Raw genomic sequence first — 16,387 nt, 5'->3', positions numbered from 1 at the left:
TAAGAAAAACAGACAAGAAAGGAGGAAAATCTGCTTCGTTCATCAATAGAAAAACATCATTTTTGCCCCCGCTTAAATAGTTCTTTAGACTTTCGAAAAATAGATGCAGGTTATGTAAAATGTTAGGTGTTTATTTGAAGATTTAAAGGTCGAACGATGCTGAAATTGCTGCCGAATGTTTGAAAAGGATTTAACTTTTTGAAGAAGTGACGATAAAACTGATGTGCGCCATTTTTGGAAATAAAATACTATCTGTTTTTTGAGCAATAAACAGTTTAGGAGGTTGAATGAATGAAAAAGAAGATTGTAGCCGGCTTGGCTGTTTCCGCAGTTGTTGGGTCATCGATGACAGCAGCGCCCGCGGAAGCAAAAACGATAAAAGTAAAAAGCGGTGATTCTCTTTGGAAACTTTCCCGCCAATATGATACGACAATATCCAAACTGAAATCCGAAAACAAATTGAAATCGTCGGTGCTTTATGTCGGACAAAGCCTTAAGATTCCTGAAAACAGCAAAAAAAGCACGAAACCTTCATCAAACTCAAGCAAAACGTCAACGTACACTGTTGCATATGGTGACTCGCTATGGATGATTGCTAAAAATCATAAAATGAGTGTTTCTGAGCTTAAAAGCTTAAACAGCCTGAGCAGTGACCTGATTCGTCCAGGGCAAAAGCTTAAGATCAAAGGGACAAGCAGTTCAAGCGGCTCAAATGGATCAAAGAAAAACAGCGGTTCCAATTCTTCAGGCTCTTCAAAAAGTACATATACAGTTAAGCTTGGTGACTCACTGTGGAAAATCGCAAACAGCTTAAATATGACAGTAGCTGAATTGAAAACATTAAATGGCTTAACATCAGATACCCTTTATCCTAAACAGGTACTCAAAATAAAAGGAAGCAGCTCACCCAAGAGCGGAAACAGCGGTTCCAAGAAGCCGTCAAACTCCAATTCCTCCAAAACAACTACATACAAGGTGAAAGCAGGCGATTCGCTGTGGAAAATCGCGAATCAGCTCGGAGTCACTGTGCAAAGCATCCGTGATAAAAACAATTTATCATCTGATGTGCTGCAAATCGGACAGGTTCTGACTATCTCGGGAACAACAAAGTCTAACAATTCAAATCAGACAAAGCCAAAAGATAACTCAGGGTCAAACATTCAAATAGGCTCGAAGATTGACAGAATGATAACAGAAGCGAAAAAATATGTCGGAGTGCCGTACCGCTGGGGAGGAAACACGCCTGCCGGTTTTGATTGCAGCGGCTTCATTTATTACCTCATTAATAATGTATCATCGATATCAAGATTGAGTACGGCAGGGTATTGGAATGTCATGCAAAAAGTCAGCCAGCCGTCAGTCGGGGATTTTGTTTTCTTTACCACATATAAATCCGGCCCGTCTCACATGGGAATTTACCTAGGCGGCGGAGACTTTATTCATGCAAGCTCATCGGGCGTAGACATTTCCAATCTCAGCAATTCATATTGGAAACAGCGCTACTTGGGCGCAAGAAGCTATTTTTAAAAATGAGCATGACAAAAAGCCTTTTTATAGGCTTTTTTGTTTATATCAGACAATGATTGACCACACTGTTAGAAAAAACAAGGGGGAGACAGTATGTACCGTCTCTTGCTGTTGATGATGGTGATGGCACTGGGAGCTGCGGGATGCGGACAAAACCCTCCTGACCCTCCTAAGCGGGTACCGGAAAAAGAAGCCGTTGAAACGTCAGCGTTTGGTCATCATGTCCAGCTGGTTAATCGTGAAGGCAAAGCAGTCGGTTTTATAGAACTCAAAGAATCAGAAGACGAAGGACTCGACATTCATATTTCCGCAAACAGCCTGCGTCCCGGCGCTTCACTCGGTTTTCATATCCATGAGAAAGGTTCATGTGTCAGGCCGGATTTTGAATCAGCAGGAGGTCACTTTAATCCGCTGAACAAAGAACACGGCTTCAACAATCCGATGGGGCATCATGCCGGAGATCTGCCGAACCTTGAAGTCGGTGCTGATGGAAAAGTAGATGTCATTATGAATGCGCCGGACACCTCACTGAAAAAAGGAAGTAAACTAAATATTCTCGACCAGGACGGGAGTGCGTTTATTATTCATGAACATGCCGACGATTATTTGACGAATCCAAGCGGGAATTCAGGTGCGCGTATCGTCTGCGGAGCCCTTTCAGGCAATAACGAGAAGCAGTAATATCATCCAAGCCCTTTTGTATTGAGCATACAGGGGCTTTTTTAGTATACTCGTTAATGGAATACGAATAGGAAAGGGAACCTGTCTATGACAACTCAATTACAGCACTTAACATTGCCGGAAGATATACAAAAAAAGCTTTTATCGTATAAAGATCAGCCAATTTCCCCAGAGTTTCAGTCACTCATCGGGACATCAGGCTATGAGGCGGAGGATGAAGCCATTTTATTCGACGCCATTATCGCATTAGCCATGGGAAAAAATGTCCTGCTGAAAGGGCCTACAGGCTCAGGAAAAACAAAGCTGGCAGAAACATTGTCCAGCTATTTTCATAAACCGATGCACAGTGTCAACTGTTCAGTTGACTTGGATGCAGAAGCCTTGGTCGGCTATAAAACAATTGAAAATCAATCTGGCCAAGCGACGATCGAGTTTGTTTCAGGGCCTGTCACAAAAGCCATGAAGGAAGGCCATTTTCTTTATATAGATGAAATCAATATGGCAAAGCCGGAAACACTGCCCATTTTAAACGGTGTATTAGATTACAGAAAAATGATGACAAATCCGTTTACAGGCGAGGTCATTCGGGCTAAAGGCGGATTCGGAGTTATTGCAGCCATCAATGAAGGCTATGTTGGAACTGTTCCGCTGAATGAAGCATTGAAAAACCGTTTTGTCATCATCGATGTACCTTATATTAAAGGCGAGCTGCTGAAACAAGTGCTTATGTCTCAGTCAGCTCTGCAAGATGAGAAATTAATTGACCGGTTTATCACGCTTTCCTCTGACCTGATTGTTCAGGCCAATAACGGACAGGTGTCTGAAGAAGCGGCATCCATCAGAGCTTTAATCGATACATGTGATTTAGCCGCTTATATTCCGCCGCGTCGTGCCATCGAACGGGGAATTGTAGAGAAGCTTGATGATGACCGGGAAAAGGCGGCCGTTCGAAATATTGCAGAAACTCTGTTTGAATGAGGGAGCTGCGATGAAATTTATCAAATTTAACGACAGCACAATTGATTCGTTTTTATTTATGATGCTGACTGATTTGGCCAAAACACTTACCAAGAGTGAAGCGGTAGAAGTGGAGTATGGCGTTCAGTCCTATTACAATCCATTTGAAAAGAAAATCTATATGAGCCACTTTTGGAAAGACAGAGCAGCCGAGGACATGGAGGCGGGTCTGAAAAGCGACGTCTACCTGCGTTCGGTCGGAACGAGATATAGCTCGCTGCAAGAGTTTGCGAACTTTTTGGATGATATCCATCGGCATCTTACGTTCAAAAGCTTTGCCAAGCAGCTGTTTATGCTGCTTGAGGACATCAGAATTGAAGAATGCATCAAACACGAGCGTCCGGGTACAAAACATGTATTTGCGAAGCGAAAAGACATGTACAGAAAACACTTCTCTACCCAGCTGACCTTAAATTTAGAACGAAGCATTTTTACGGATGCCCTCTTTTGTGCGATCTATGTCAAGCTAACAACGGAATCGCCGCTCGAGACCCTTCCGTCTATGCGTGAAGATATTGATCTGATGCGCCCGTTTATTGAGCAGCAGCTCCTTCGCGTGTATGAAGCAGATTCGACACGGCAGGTCCTGAAAATTGTTGAAGACCTCATGGACGGGCTTGAAGAGGTGCTCGATAAGGATATGCTGAACACCTACTTCTTTTTGCCTGAGCTTGATTACGCAAACGCTGCGGAACAGCCGTTATTTGAAGAAGAGAAAAAAGCGCCTAAGCTGAGTGATGACATCGCGCTTCCGAAAAAATCAGACGGTGATGAGGATATTCATGAAGAAGAAATGCCGACGTGGCACCGGGAAACAGAAGCACCGGCTAAAAGCTTCCTTCAATTCGATATTGAACACGGCGCAAAATCAGATTTAGGAAAAGACGCTTCAAGGGAAGGCGACGATGGAGATCAAGCCCTTGGTTCTGTCCAAGGATCAGCCAGACAAACAAAACGGAAAGACTATTCCAAGCTGGAAGCGCTGGAGTCCCAAAAAGACCAGCCGAACGGAGCGGGTATGGCTGACGGCAAAGAAAATAAATACGCATTTCCGATTTACAAAGAACCTCAGCCGGCAACCAGTGAAGAGGAGCTTTCCTATAAACAGCAGGCAAAAACGATTGAGTCGTATCAAAAGCGTTTAAAACAAATGATTCAAAAAACGCTGGAGCATAAAAAAACATTGCCGAGAACAGACCTTCATGCCGGACGGCTGAACAATAAGCTTCTGCGCTACTTCACTGAGCGAAATCCGCGTCTATTCTACAAAAAGCAAGAACCGTCTTCAGAAATTGACGCAGTTTTTACATTGCTGGTCGACTGTTCAGCCAGCATGTTCGACAAAATGGACGAAACAAAACGGGGAATCGTGTTGTTTCACGAAGCGTTGAAATCGGTAGCGGTTCCGCATCAGATTGTCGGCTTCTGGGAGGACACAAACGATGCAACCGAAACAAGCCAGCCAAACTATTTCAATACGGTTATTCCTTTCCAATCGTCATTAAGACAAGATGCTGGGCCTGCAATTATGCAGCTCGAGCCTGAGGAAGATAACCGTGACGGCTATGCGATCCGGCAGATGACGAAAAAATTGCTGCAGCGCAGCGAGGCACAAAAGTTCTTAATCGTTTTCTCAGATGGAGAGCCGGCTGCATTTGGCTATGAACAAAACGGGATTGTCGATACAAGTGAAGCGGTTATTGAAGCCCGAAAAAGAGGAATAGAAGTGATAAATGTTTTTCTCTCCAACTCAGAAATAGAAGAATCGCAAATGAAGACCATTCAGGATATGTACGGAAAATTCAGTATATTTGTCCCGGATGTCGATCAGCTCCCGGATGTTCTGTATCCGCTGCTGAAAAAACTGCTCCATAAAAGCATAGGATAGCCCTTTATCCTATGCTTTTTGGCGTTTCTTTTTTTAAATGATTAAATTTTTTGTTTTTTATAAAGGTTTTTTACTATTTTGTGAACAATCAAGGTAGAATCAAATTGCAAACAGTGGTAAAATATCGTTGGAAGCGTTTTTATTACATAATTTTGGACACAGTGTTCGAAAGTTATTTTAAGATAGTGAATCATTCACTTGATTATCTAAGTTGGGGGTAATATTCAAATGTTTCAAAATAGTATGAAACAACGAATGAATTGGGAAGATTTTTACGGTCCGAACCTCGGCTATGCGCTGGAGCTTTACGATCAGTATACCCAGGATCCGAACAGCATTGATCCGGATCTAAAGGACATGTTCGACGAGCTCGGTGCTCCGCCAAGCGATATAAAAGAGGCCTCGGGAACAAAAGAAAAGGGACGTGTTACAGCCGATCTGATTCAAAAGATCGCATCCGCAGTCAGACTTGCAGAAGATATCCGAACCTATGGCCATTTAAACGCTTCCGTCAATCCGCTCAGAAAGGATGGGAAAAAGAGCGAACTCTTTCCATTATCCGATTACGGGCTAACAGAAGAAGAAATAAAAGCAATACCTGCGTCAGTGATTTGTAAAGACGCTCCTAAAAACATTACGAACGGTCTAGAAGCCATTCAGTATTTACGAAATACCTATAAAAGAACGATCTCATTTGAATTTGACCATGTGCATGACTTCAAAGAGCGTGAGTGGCTGACGAGAAAGATTGAATCTGGCGAGCTGTTCCAGAAGAACTCAGCTGAAAAACTGTCGGCTGTGCTGGAGAGACTGACAGAAGTAGAGGGCTTCGAGCAGTTTTTGCACCGCACATTCGTCGGACAGAAGCGCTTTTCCATTGAGGGATTGGACGCGCTTGTACCAGTGCTGGATGACATTATTGCACAATCTGTCAAATCAGGTACGACCAGTGTCAACATCGGAATGGCGCACAGGGGGCGCCTGAATGTATTGGCTCACGTGCTCGGCAAACCGTATGAAATTATTTTCTCTGAATTTCAGCATGCGCCGAACAAAGACCTTGTCCCGTCTGAGGGATCAATCGGAATCAGCTACGGATGGACAGGGGATGTGAAATACCATCTGGGGGCAAATCGGGAGCTTCAAGACGCTGAAACAAAATCAGCACGCATTACGTTAGCAAACAACCCGAGCCACTTGGAATTTATCAATCCAATTGTTGAAGGCAGTACAAGAGCGGCACAAGAAACAAGAACACAAAGCGGATACCCGGTGCAGGATGAAACAAAATCGCTTGCCATTTTAATTCATGGAGACGCTGCATTCCCTGGGGAAGGAATTGTTGCTGAAACATTGAATTTAAGCTCTTTAAAAGGGTATCAAGTAGGCGGTGCGATTCATATTATTGCCAATAACATGATCGGATTCACAACAGAAAGCGCTGAATCAAGATCGACAAACTATGCCAGTGACCTGGCGAAGGGCTATGAAATTCCGATTGTTCACGTAAATGCAGACGATCCTGAAGCCTGTCTTTCAGCTGTTAAGTTTGCGGTCGAATACCGAAAAACATTCAACAAGGACTTTCTAATTGACTTGATCGGGTACAGACGCTACGGACACAACGAAATGGATGAGCCGTCAACCACTCAGCCAATGCTGTATGATGCTGTCAGAAAGCATCCGACCGTCAAACAAATTTTCGCCGAAAAGCTTGTGAACGAAGGCGTGCTTACCGAGGAAGTTGTTCAAAACATCGAAAAATCGGTAACGAAGCGCATTGAGGATGCTTATCAGAAAGTGCCGGCTAAAAAGGAACATACCGCCTGTGAAATTGAACTTCCAGAGCCTGTTTCAAACGGTTTCCCTGATGTGGACACCTCCATTGATTTTGATGTGCTTCGCAAGCTGAATGGCGAATTGGTCAACTGGCCGGAGTCGTTTAACGTTTTCGGCAAGCTAAAGCGCATTTTAGAAAGACGCGCAAAGGCGTTTGATGATGACAGAAAAGTGGAATGGTCTTTGGCTGAATCACTTGCGTTTGCTTCTATTTTGAAAGACGGAACACCGATTCGTTTAACAGGACAGGATTCCGAGCGCGGAACGTTCGCCCAAAGAAACCTTGTGCTTCATGACAGTGAGACGGGTGAAGAATTTGTGCCGCTTCATCACTTATCTGACTGTGGCACATCGTTTGCTGTTCATAACAGCCCGCTGTCTGAAGGATCGGTTCTCGGCTTTGAATACGGCTATAACGTGCATTCACCGGAAACGCTTGTCATGTGGGAAGCGCAGTACGGAGATTTTGCCAACGCTGCTCAAGTGTATTTTGACCAATTCATTTCTGCCGGACGTGCGAAATGGGGCCAAAAATCTGGATTAGTTATGCTGCTTCCGCACGGTTACGAGGGACAGGGGCCTGAGCACTCAAGCGGAAGAATCGAGCGGTTCCTGCAGCTTGCCGCGGAGAACAACTGGACGGTTGCCAATCTGACAAGCGCTGCACAGTATTTCCATATTTTAAGAAGACAGGCGAAAATGCTGCTTCGTGAAGAGATCAGACCGCTCGTCATTATGACGCCGAAGAGCCTTCTTCGTAATCCGAATACGGTTTCGGAAGTGCAGGAGCTCAGCGAAAGCCGCTTCCAGCCTGTTTACGAACAGTCCGGACTTTCTCATGACTATGAAAAAGTAACCAGACTTGTATTATCCAGCGGTAAAGTGTCCATAGACATCAGTGATCATTTCAATAAATTAGAAGACGGTAAAGAGTGGCTTCACATTGCGAGAATTGAACAGCTGTATCCATTCCCGGCAAAAGGAGTCAAAGAATTATTTGCAAAACTTCCGAACCTGAAAGAAATCGTTTGGGTGCAGGAAGAGCCGCAGAACATGGGGGCTTGGAGTTATATCAGCCCGTATTTGACAGAAATTGCACCACAGGGAGTAAGCGTTCAATATATTGGACGGAGAAGACGATCCAGCCCTGCAGAGGGAGATCCGACAGTTCATAAAAAAGAACAGGAACGTATTGTATCTGATAGCTTGACTCGCAAAAACTAAGGGGGAAATGAAAAAATGGCGGAAATTAAGGTACCTGAATTAGCAGAATCAATCTCAGAAGGAACAATAGCCCAATGGTTAAAGCAGCCTGGTGATTATGTAGAACAGGGTGAATATCTGCTTGAACTAGAAACGGACAAAGTAAATGTTGAATTGACAGCAGAAGAATCGGGTGTACTTCAAGAGGTATTGAAAGATTCGGGTGATACCGTCCAAGTCGGAGAAATTATCGGTACTATTTCAGAAGGCGCGGGTGAAAGTTCTGCCCCTGCTCCTTCAGAGAAAGCTGAAAGCAAGGAAAGCGAAAAAGTAGAGAAGCAAGCTGAACCAGCGGCACAAGAGGTGAGCGAGGAAACGCAAGCCGAAGCAAAATCAAGAACGATTGCTTCTCCTTCAGCCCGTAAGCTGGCAAGAGAGAAAGGAATTGACTTGTCTCAGGTTCCAACGGGAGATCCGTTAGGAAGAGTGCGCAAGCATGATGTCGAAGCGTACGAAAAACCAGCGTCAAAACCGGCTCCTCAGCAAAGACAGCAGCCTCAGGCTCAAAAAGCACAGCAAAGCTTTGAGAAACCTGTTGAAGTGCAAAAAATGTCACGCCGCAGACAAACGATTGCAAAACGCCTTGTAGAGGTACAGCAAACATCGGCGATGCTGACTACATTTAATGAAGTAGACATGACGGCTGTCATGAATCTCAGAAAACGCCGCAAAGATCAATTCTTTGAGCAAAACGAAGTGAAGCTCGGCTTCATGTCTTTCTTTACGAAAGCGGTCGTAGCTGCGTTGAAAAAATATCCGCTGCTGAATGCGGAAATTCAAGGCGATGAGCTGATCGTTAAGAAATTCTACGATATTGGGATCGCTGTTGCGGCTGATGAAGGCCTTGTCGTTCCGGTTGTACGGGATGCGGATCGCCTGACATTTGCAGGAATCGAAAAAGAAATTGGCGAGCTTGCGAAAAAAGCAAGAAACAATAAATTAACCCTTAGTGAGCTACAGGGGGGCTCCTTCACCATTACAAACGGAGGGACTTTCGGTTCACTGATGTCGACTCCGATTTTAAACAGCCCTCAAGTCGGTATACTGGGCATGCATAAGATTCAGCTGCGCCCTGTGGCAATTGATGAAGAGCGCTTCGAAAACCGTCCGATGATGTATATCGCTTTATCTTATGATCACCGGATTGTAGACGGTAAAGAAGCGGTTGGTTTCCTAGTGACAATCAAAAATTTACTAGAAGATCCTGAACAGCTTTTATTAGAGGGCTAATAAAAAAAGGTACATCACGATAATGTGATGTACCTTTTTTGTATGCGGATTTTATGAGATAGATTACTGCTGGTTGATGCTGTTTGTTTCTTTTTCGCTTTTTTTGACCAGTATGTTGCAAGCATGGAACCTGAAAGGTTATGCCACACACTGAATATCGCGCTTGGTACGGCAGATAGCGGTGAGAAATGAGCCGTGGCTAGTGCCGCCCCAAGTCCTGAATTTTGCATGCCGACTTCGATTGCAATGGCTTTTTGAGACGGATAATCCATTTTTAAAAGCTTTGCGCAAAGAAATCCAAGCAAATAACCGATACCGTTATGCAGGATGACAACAGAAAAAATGAGCAACCCTGATTGAAGCAGATTTTCCCGGTTGCCGCTGACGACAGCTGAGACAATTGCAACGATGCCAATGACAGAAACAAGCGGAAGGGCATGTACGGCTTTTGCGACTTGTTTTCTGAAAAACATTTTGACGATCAGGCCTGCAATGATCGGAAATAAAACAGCCTGTAAGATTGAAATAAACAAAGACCCCGGCGAGACTGGAAGCCATTCCTTTGCAAACAGCATAATCAAAACCGGGGTTACAACAGGTGCCAACAAGGTAGATATTGTTGTAACAGCAACAGAAAGGGCCGTATTTCCTTTTGCTAAAAATGTCATGACATTAGATGCAGTTCCCCCAGGGCAGCAACCCACAAGGATAACACCCACTGCAATTTCAGCTGGCAGATGCAGTCCAAATGCCAATCCAAAAGCAACGAGCGGCATGATGGTATACTGAGCAATCACTCCAATGATGACGTGCCAAGGCTTTCTGAGCAGCTCTTTGAAATCATCGGCTTGCAATGTAAGACCCATTCCAAACATGATAATGCCAAGAAAAATCGTAATATAAGAACTGATCCACGTAAATAAAGACGGGAAAGAAAATCCCAGCACGGCAAAAACAATGACCCATATGCCGAAGGTTTGTCCCGCGAAATGACTTATTTTTCTAATGATGTCCATAAAAACACTCCTTACACATTTATCAAGAACTTCAGCAGAAATTCTCACAAAATTTTAAACATTCTCTTATTATAATTAATTTTCTGAATAATTCAATATCAATAGACGGATTGGCTTTAAATAGATGACAGTAGATATATTATGTAAACTAATTAAAATGTTCTTGACTATATAGGAAGATATTCTTACAATGAATCTTTATAATGGTTAGATAAAATAGGAGTGATAGGGTGAAGGAAGCGAATCAATGGTCTTCGAAGCTCGGCTTTATTTTAGCCGCGGCAGGATCAGCTATCGGGCTTGGCGCGATATGGAAATTTCCATATGTAGCAGGCACCAGCGGAGGAGGCGCATTTTTACTTATTTTTATTTTATTTACGTTTTTAATCGGACTGCCTTTGTTGTTAGGTGAATTTATCATAGGCAGAAAAACACAGAAAGATGCCGTTCAGTCCTATAAAACACTTGCTCCAGGAACGAAGTGGCATTGGATCGGTTATTTAGGCATGGCGACGTGCTTTATTCTCTTATCTTTCTACAGTGTCGTTGGCGGGTGGATTTTAGTTTATATTATCAAAGGCTTCACTGGCGGTTTATCGCAAACATCTGGTTTTGATACGATATTTGCAAGTACGATTTCAAATCCTTATTTGGCTGTAGGAGGCCAGCTGCTCTTTATGGTGGTGACAATTTTAGTTGTTGCAAAAGGGGTAAGCAGCGGAATTGAAAAAGCAAGCCAAGTATTAATGCCGGCGCTTTTTATATTATTTGTCATATTAATGGTGCGTTCCATTACACTTGATGGCGCAATGGAAGGTCTTAAGTTTTTCCTGATGCCTGATTTAACCGCAATTGATGCCAATACGATTTTATATGCGATGGGACAATCCTTTTTCTTACTAAGTGTTGGTGTATCTGTCATGGTAACGTATAGCTCTTATTTAGAGAAACAGGAAAATCTGGTGCAATCCGCTGTATCTGTAACGGTATTGAACGTGCTTGTTGCTGTAATGGCCGGAATTGCGATTTTTCCAGCTGTCTTTTCATTCGGCCTCAAACCAGACCAAGGGCCGGTCCTGTTATTTAACGTGCTGCCGACTGTATTTAATCAAATGCCGTTCGGAATTATCTTTTTATTAGCATTTTTACTTCTATTTTTATTTGCGGCACTAACATCCGCTTTTTCAATGCTGGAAATTTTGGTCGCGGTGCTTTCAAAAGGCGATGTCAATAAAAGAAAACGATTCGCTTGGTTAGGCGGAATTGCTATTTTTATTGTCGGAGTGCCATCTGCATTATCATACGGTGTCTTAAGTGACGTCTCTATATTTCACTTGTCCATTTTTGATGCGGCAGACTATCTTGTAAGCAATATTTTAATGCCGTTAGGCGCGTTATTGATTTCTATTTTTGTTCCGTTAAAAATACCGAAACAGGATTTGTTCGACGAGCTGAAAAGCGGTTCCAGCCTCAAACGAAAGTGGTTTGCGGTTTGGCTCCTGCTCATTCGTTATCTTTCACCTGTTGCCATCATCATCGTATTTTTACATGTGTTAGGCATTTTTTAAAACAAGAAGCCCCCGGGAAAAGGGGGCTTTTTTTAATAGAGTTTCCAAACAACTTCTTTTGCTTGCTCAAAACGTTTTTCTGCCTCGCGCCAATCCACGACATTCCACCAATGATCAACGTAGCTCGCCCGGTCATTTTTATATTGCAAATAGTAGGCATGTTCCCATACATCAAGCGGTAAAAGAGGGATCACATCCCATTGGCTGAAATGCTGGTGCTTTTCTGCCGTTAAAATCTCCAACCGTCCCGATCGAGGTGCCCAGACCAAAATGGCCCAGCCGACACCTTCTACTTTTTTAGCGGCCTGCGTGAAATGTTCTTTAAAAGCGGAATAGCTTCCAAATGAAAGATCAATCATCTGGAACAATGCGCCCGTAGGACGCCTTTTTCCGTTTGGATGCATTGAAAACCAGAAAATACTGTGCAAATAATGGCCTGCTCCATGGAATGCAAGTTCTCTTTCCCAATGAGTGACCAAATCAAAATTCTTTGATGCTCTCGCTTTCTTAAGCTCTAATTCTGCTTTGTTCAGACCGTCAACATAGCTTTGATGATGCTTCGTATGATGAAGGACCATAATCTCGCGTGAAATATAAGGCTCTAAGGCGGAATATTTGTACGGAAGCTTTGGCAGCACATGTTTCCCTATAGGGACATAAGCGCGTCTCTCACTTGTATCCTCTGATTCTGTAATATCCCGATAAAGGGCAGCAGCCTGATTATACCAATCTTCTTCTGTTGTTTGATCATCTTCCAGTGCTTCAATCATCTTGTCGATTTGATCTTCAAACTGATCAAGCTGTCCTCGTTTTTGAATCTGATCCTTCAGGGCTTCACACCAATTGAACATCTCCGTTTGATAAGATTCACGTTTCATTTGCTGTCTCCTTTTCAATAGCATTCAAATACTTCCCGACAGCCAGCAAAGAGAATACATATGGATAGCTGTGATAGCGGATATAAAATTGCTTTGGCAATCCGATTCCTGCTGGATAGGCCAGACTATCGGCGCCATGAGAACTACTGTCAGTAAGGTATTGCATACCTTTCACAATAGATGGGTGTTCGGGATTTTCGTAAGTGAGCAAAGCGTCTAAAGCCCAGGACGTTTGTACAATGGTTCCTCTATGCAGCGATACGTACGTTTTGATTTCAGCGCTTTTGCAGGATTCTCCCCAGCTGCCGTCATCAAGCTGTATAGACTTGAGCCAGCGCAGGGCCTCTTGTATAGCAGGGTGCTTTCGGTTAACCCCGCAGGCATGCAAACCTGTAAGAGCAGCCCATGTGCCGTAAATGTAGCAAACCCCCCATCTCCCGTACCAAGACCCATTTTGTTCTTGATGTTCAAAAAGCCAGTTCACAGCGCGCTGAATATGTTGATGTTTCTCTGTAAAACCGGCTTTCTCGCCTAAAAAGTGCAACACACGTCCGGTGAGGTCGGCGGTTGAAGGGTCAACTGCCGCATCCTCGGCGGATTCAAGCGGGAGAAGACGGATCAGAGGATGGTTCACATTTTTTTCAAAAGCAGAAAATCCGCCGTCATTGTTTTGCATTGATAAAAGCCAAGACAATCCTCGCTCCCAAGCTGAAGGAGAATAACTGCGGGGTATCGCTTTTAATACGGCTGCAGTGTCGTCACAGTCAGGGTTATTTGTATTGATGTTTGAAAATCCCCAGCCGCCGGGAGGTACGTCCGGATTTTTGACAGACCAATCTGCTATTTTGGTATGCTGTCGTTCTAGCAAAAAGGCGGATGCTTTTGTAATAGAGCTGTCTGTTTCGGTTACGCTGTTTTTTTGAAGGGCATAGCTGATCAGAGCAGTATCCCAAACAGTTGAAGTAGAGTTTTCAAGATAAGGAATCCGGCTGCACTCTGTCACTAGCGATTTGATGCCTTTAATTGCCCTCCTAATGATAGAAGAGTGGCGCGACACGCCAAGTGATAGAAGGCTGTAAACCATAAATATGGTTGCGCTCGCATAGCTGTATAATGTTCCGTCTTTTTCAATCCGGTCCAGCATATACGTTTTAGCTGTCTGTAAGCCCAGCTGCTGAAAAGCAAATGGTGCATGAAAAATGCGTTTCCAATGTGACAATATAGACGTGAGATCTCTTTCTTCAAAAGCATCGGATCGAAGCCAAGTGAAAGGGTTTTTTGTCATGTGCGGATCGAGATGATGAAGAGATGGAATATTGCGGTTTTTAAGAGCAAATCGCTGGTTGAGTGTTACAGCCATAGGAGCAAAATGAATTCGGGCATATGCGCTGAACTGATAGAAATGAACCGGTAATGTTGGGGGGAGCGCCATGAGTGATAATGGTAAATACAAAACAGGCCAAGGGTACAGCCCGTTCGCGGCAAGCATCCATTTTGTCATGAAATGAACATGTTTCAGGCCGCCATGTGAAATGATAAATTGTTCAGCTTTCCTCATGTGCGGGTCAGATCTGTGAAAACATCCTGAAGCCAGCATCCCGACATATCCTTGGACGGTAGCCGTTATATTTCCACTCGTTTCATCGGGATAATTGATAAATGTGCCGTCGGACTGCTGTTTTTCGCGAATGCCCGCTGCCAGCGCTGATATCAGTTCTTTTTCATTCTCCCCATCATCAAGTGAGGTGAGGAGCAAAATAAAAAAGGAATTTGTCATGATTGGTCCTTCAAAGCAAAATGTCCACGAACCGTCAGCGTTTTGCCTGTCTCTTAACTCTGCAATGGTTTTCTTTTGATAACGCCTCACTTTCTCCTGAAGTGTGCCCATCACGCTCAACTCCTTCAGAAGCATATATATTCAGCGTCATTTACCGCCATTACAGAAAGAAAAAACTGCTGGCAGGCAGCAGTTTTTTTAACATGCATGTTAATCTTCGAGATTAATCCATACACTTTTGACTTCTGTGTAGTTATCTAAGGCATAGGATCCCATTTCTCTTCCGAGTCCCGACTGTTTATAACCGCCGAACGGAGACGCCGCGTCAAACACATTATAGCAGTTCACCCAGATGGTTCCCGCTTGAAGACGGTCCGCGATATAGTGGGCCTGCTTGACGTTCTCTGTCCATAGACCGGCCGCGAGTCCATATTCTGAATGATTTGCTCGTTCAATGACTTCATCGACAGTTTCGTACGGAATGGCAGTCAGCACCGGACCGAAAATTTCTTCTTTTGCGATGGTCATCTCGTCTTCAACATTCGCAAACACAGTCGGTGCGACAAAATACCCTTCTTCAAAAGGACAGCTTCCGCCAGTCACTGCTTTTGCTCCTTCATCTTTTCCTTTTTGAATATAGGAAAGAACGCGTTCGTGCTGTTCCTTGCTCACGAGAGGCCCGATTTGTGTATCTTTATGAAGGCCCGCTCCTTGGCGAAGTGATTCAGCATAGGACACTATCTCATTAACAACTTCATCGTATTGGTCTTTATGAATGAAAACGCGCGAGCCCGCACAGCAGACTTGGCCTTGGTTAAACATCACACCGTTTAAAGCGCCTGGGATCGCTTTTTTCAAATTCGCATCCGGCAAAAGAATATTAGGTGATTTTCCGCCCAGCTCCAGTGTAACCCGCTTAATGCTTTTCGCAGCGGTGGACATGATTTTCTTTCCGATTTCAGTGGAACCGGTAAAGGCAATTTTATCAACCGCTTCGTGGTTCGTCAGCGCTTCTCCCGCATCTTCACCGAATCCCGGAATGATATTGATTACACCGTCAGGGAAACCGGCTTGGTCAATTAATTCTGCTAAATAAAGAGCTGAAAGCGGCGTTTGTTCAGCCGGTTTGAGCACGATTGTACAGCCTGTTGCAAGAGCCGCACCCATTTTCCACATCGCCATCAGGAGAGGGAAATTCCATGGAATGATCTGGCCGACGACGCCGACAGGCTCATGGCGCGTATAATTAAAATAGGCGCCGGAAACCGGGATCGTCTGTCCTGTTATTTTTGTGCACCAGCCGGCGTAATAGCGCATATGCTCAATAGCCAGCGGAATATCTCCATTAGTCGTTTCATTTATCGGTTTTCCGTTATCGAGCGTTTCAAGCTGAGCAAGCTCAGTTTTATGCTCTTCCATTAAGTCTGCCAGCTTATACATCAGTCTGCTTCTCGAAGCTGGAGACATTGTTCTCCATTCGCCTTGGTCAAAGGCTTTCCGGGCAGCTTTAACCGCTTTGTCCACATCCGCAGCCTGGGCTTCATACAGCGTCATCAAGGTTTCGCCGGTTGCCGGGTTGGGAGTATCAAAGGTTGCCCCTGAGGCACTCGGAACAAACTTTCCATCAATATAAAGCTTCTTTGTTCCCTGTAAAAATGTCTCCAGCCTTTTCGTCACTTGCATCGTTAAAGAACTCATCCGTA

At 44.1% G+C, this 16,387-nt stretch carries 11 protein-coding genes; 7 read left to right on the top strand and 4 right to left on the bottom strand.

Annotation, left to right across the window (positions count from 1 at the left end; translation table 11 throughout):
* Window positions 1-291 precede the first annotated feature (291 nt).
* From cwlS to odhB, 6 genes are all read left to right on the top strand, one after another.
* Window positions 292-1,527 carry a D-gamma-glutamyl-meso-diaminopimelic acid endopeptidase CwlS gene (gene cwlS, locus M1M80_RS10840; protein WP_060398830.1) on the top strand — a complete coding sequence of 412 codons (1,236 nt, stop codon included), beginning with the start codon at window positions 292-294 and terminating at the stop codon, window positions 1,525-1,527.
* Between the two features lie 93 nt (window positions 1,528-1,620).
* Window positions 1,621-2,208 carry a superoxide dismutase family protein gene (locus tag M1M80_RS10835; RefSeq protein ID WP_060398829.1) on the top strand — a complete coding sequence of 196 codons (588 nt, stop codon included), beginning with the start codon at window positions 1,621-1,623 and terminating at the stop codon, window positions 2,206-2,208.
* An 87-nt stretch (window positions 2,209-2,295) separates the two neighbouring features.
* On the top strand, window positions 2,296-3,186 hold the full coding sequence (locus M1M80_RS10830) for an AAA family ATPase (protein ID WP_003241639.1): 891 nt from the start codon (window positions 2,296-2,298) through the stop codon (window positions 3,184-3,186).
* A gap of 10 nt (window positions 3,187-3,196) precedes the next feature.
* Complete coding sequence (locus tag M1M80_RS10825; protein WP_060398828.1) at window positions 3,197-5,113, top strand: nitric oxide reductase activation protein NorD; 1,917 nt, start codon at window positions 3,197-3,199, stop codon at window positions 5,111-5,113.
* 228 nt (window positions 5,114-5,341) lie between these two features.
* Window positions 5,342-8,176 carry a 2-oxoglutarate dehydrogenase E1 component gene (sucA, locus tag M1M80_RS10820; protein WP_003241643.1) on the top strand — a complete coding sequence of 945 codons (2,835 nt, stop codon included), beginning with the start codon at window positions 5,342-5,344 and terminating at the stop codon, window positions 8,174-8,176.
* Between the two features lie 15 nt (window positions 8,177-8,191).
* Window positions 8,192-9,445 (top strand): 2-oxoglutarate dehydrogenase complex dihydrolipoyllysine-residue succinyltransferase, encoded by a 1,254-nt coding sequence (gene odhB, locus M1M80_RS10815; protein ID WP_003241644.1) that lies wholly within the window; start codon window positions 8,192-8,194, stop codon window positions 9,443-9,445.
* Window positions 9,446-9,459: 14 nt separating this feature from the next.
* On the opposite strand, the gene M1M80_RS10810 is transcribed toward odhB, so the two are convergent.
* Window positions 9,460-10,461 carry a bile acid:sodium symporter family transporter gene (locus M1M80_RS10810; RefSeq protein WP_060398827.1) on the bottom strand — a complete coding sequence of 334 codons (1,002 nt, stop codon included), beginning with the start codon at window positions 10,459-10,461 and terminating at the stop codon, window positions 9,460-9,462.
* Between the two features lie 230 nt (window positions 10,462-10,691).
* Between M1M80_RS10810 and M1M80_RS10805 the strand changes: the two genes are divergently transcribed.
* Window positions 10,692-12,029 (top strand): sodium-dependent transporter, encoded by a 1,338-nt coding sequence (locus tag M1M80_RS10805; RefSeq protein ID WP_060398826.1) that lies wholly within the window; start codon window positions 10,692-10,694, stop codon window positions 12,027-12,029.
* A gap of 32 nt (window positions 12,030-12,061) precedes the next feature.
* On the opposite strand, the gene M1M80_RS10800 is transcribed toward M1M80_RS10805, so the two are convergent.
* From M1M80_RS10800 to dhaS, 3 genes are all read right to left on the bottom strand, one after another.
* Entirely contained in the window at window positions 12,062-12,907 is an 846-nt protein-coding gene (locus M1M80_RS10800) for a superoxide dismutase (RefSeq protein ID WP_060398825.1), read from the bottom strand.
* Window positions 12,897-14,795 carry a terpene cyclase/mutase family protein gene (locus M1M80_RS10795; RefSeq protein ID WP_060398824.1) on the bottom strand — a complete coding sequence of 633 codons (1,899 nt, stop codon included), beginning with the start codon at window positions 14,793-14,795 and terminating at the stop codon, window positions 12,897-12,899. The genes M1M80_RS10800 and M1M80_RS10795 overlap by 11 nt, the downstream gene beginning before the upstream one ends.
* A gap of 99 nt (window positions 14,796-14,894) precedes the next feature.
* The gene (gene dhaS / locus M1M80_RS10790) at window positions 14,895-16,382 is read right to left on the bottom strand and encodes an aldehyde dehydrogenase DhaS (protein WP_060398823.1); all 1,488 of its coding nucleotides are present in this window, start codon (window positions 16,380-16,382) and stop codon (window positions 14,895-14,897) included.
* Window positions 16,383-16,387: the final 5 nt, after the last annotated feature.

The sequence above is a fragment of the Bacillus inaquosorum genome, assembly GCF_023238325.1.
In the GTDB taxonomy this organism is placed as follows: Bacteria; Bacillota; Bacilli; order Bacillales; family Bacillaceae; genus Bacillus; species Bacillus inaquosorum.
The sequence above is the reverse complement of the archived record's forward strand: the minus strand, read 5'-3'. Positions and strand labels throughout refer to the sequence as shown.

Bases quoted from the DNA above. Each gene is read 5' to 3' on its own strand.
- M1M80_RS10810 (WP_060398827.1), bottom strand. From the start codon at position 10,461: ATGGACATCATTAGAAAAATAAGTCATTTCGCGGGACAAACCTTCGGC.
- odhB (WP_003241644.1), top strand. From the start codon at position 8,192: ATGGCGGAAATTAAGGTACCTGAATTAGCAGAATCAATCTCAGAAGGA.
- sucA (WP_003241643.1), top strand. From the start codon at position 5,342: ATGTTTCAAAATAGTATGAAACAACGAATGAATTGGGAAGATTTTTAC.
- M1M80_RS10830 (WP_003241639.1), top strand. From the start codon at position 2,296: ATGACAACTCAATTACAGCACTTAACATTGCCGGAAGATATACAAAAA.
- cwlS (WP_060398830.1), top strand. From the start codon at position 292: ATGAAAAAGAAGATTGTAGCCGGCTTGGCTGTTTCCGCAGTTGTTGGG.
- M1M80_RS10800 (WP_060398825.1), bottom strand. From the start codon at position 12,907: ATGAAACGTGAATCTTATCAAACGGAGATGTTCAATTGGTGTGAAGCC.
- dhaS (WP_060398823.1), bottom strand. From the start codon at position 16,382: ATGAGTTCTTTAACGATGCAAGTGACGAAAAGGCTGGAGACATTTTTA.
- M1M80_RS10795 (WP_060398824.1), bottom strand. From the start codon at position 14,795: ATGGGCACACTTCAGGAGAAAGTGAGGCGTTATCAAAAGAAAACCATT.
- M1M80_RS10825 (WP_060398828.1), top strand. From the start codon at position 3,197: ATGAAATTTATCAAATTTAACGACAGCACAATTGATTCGTTTTTATTT.
- M1M80_RS10835 (WP_060398829.1), top strand. From the start codon at position 1,621: ATGTACCGTCTCTTGCTGTTGATGATGGTGATGGCACTGGGAGCTGCG.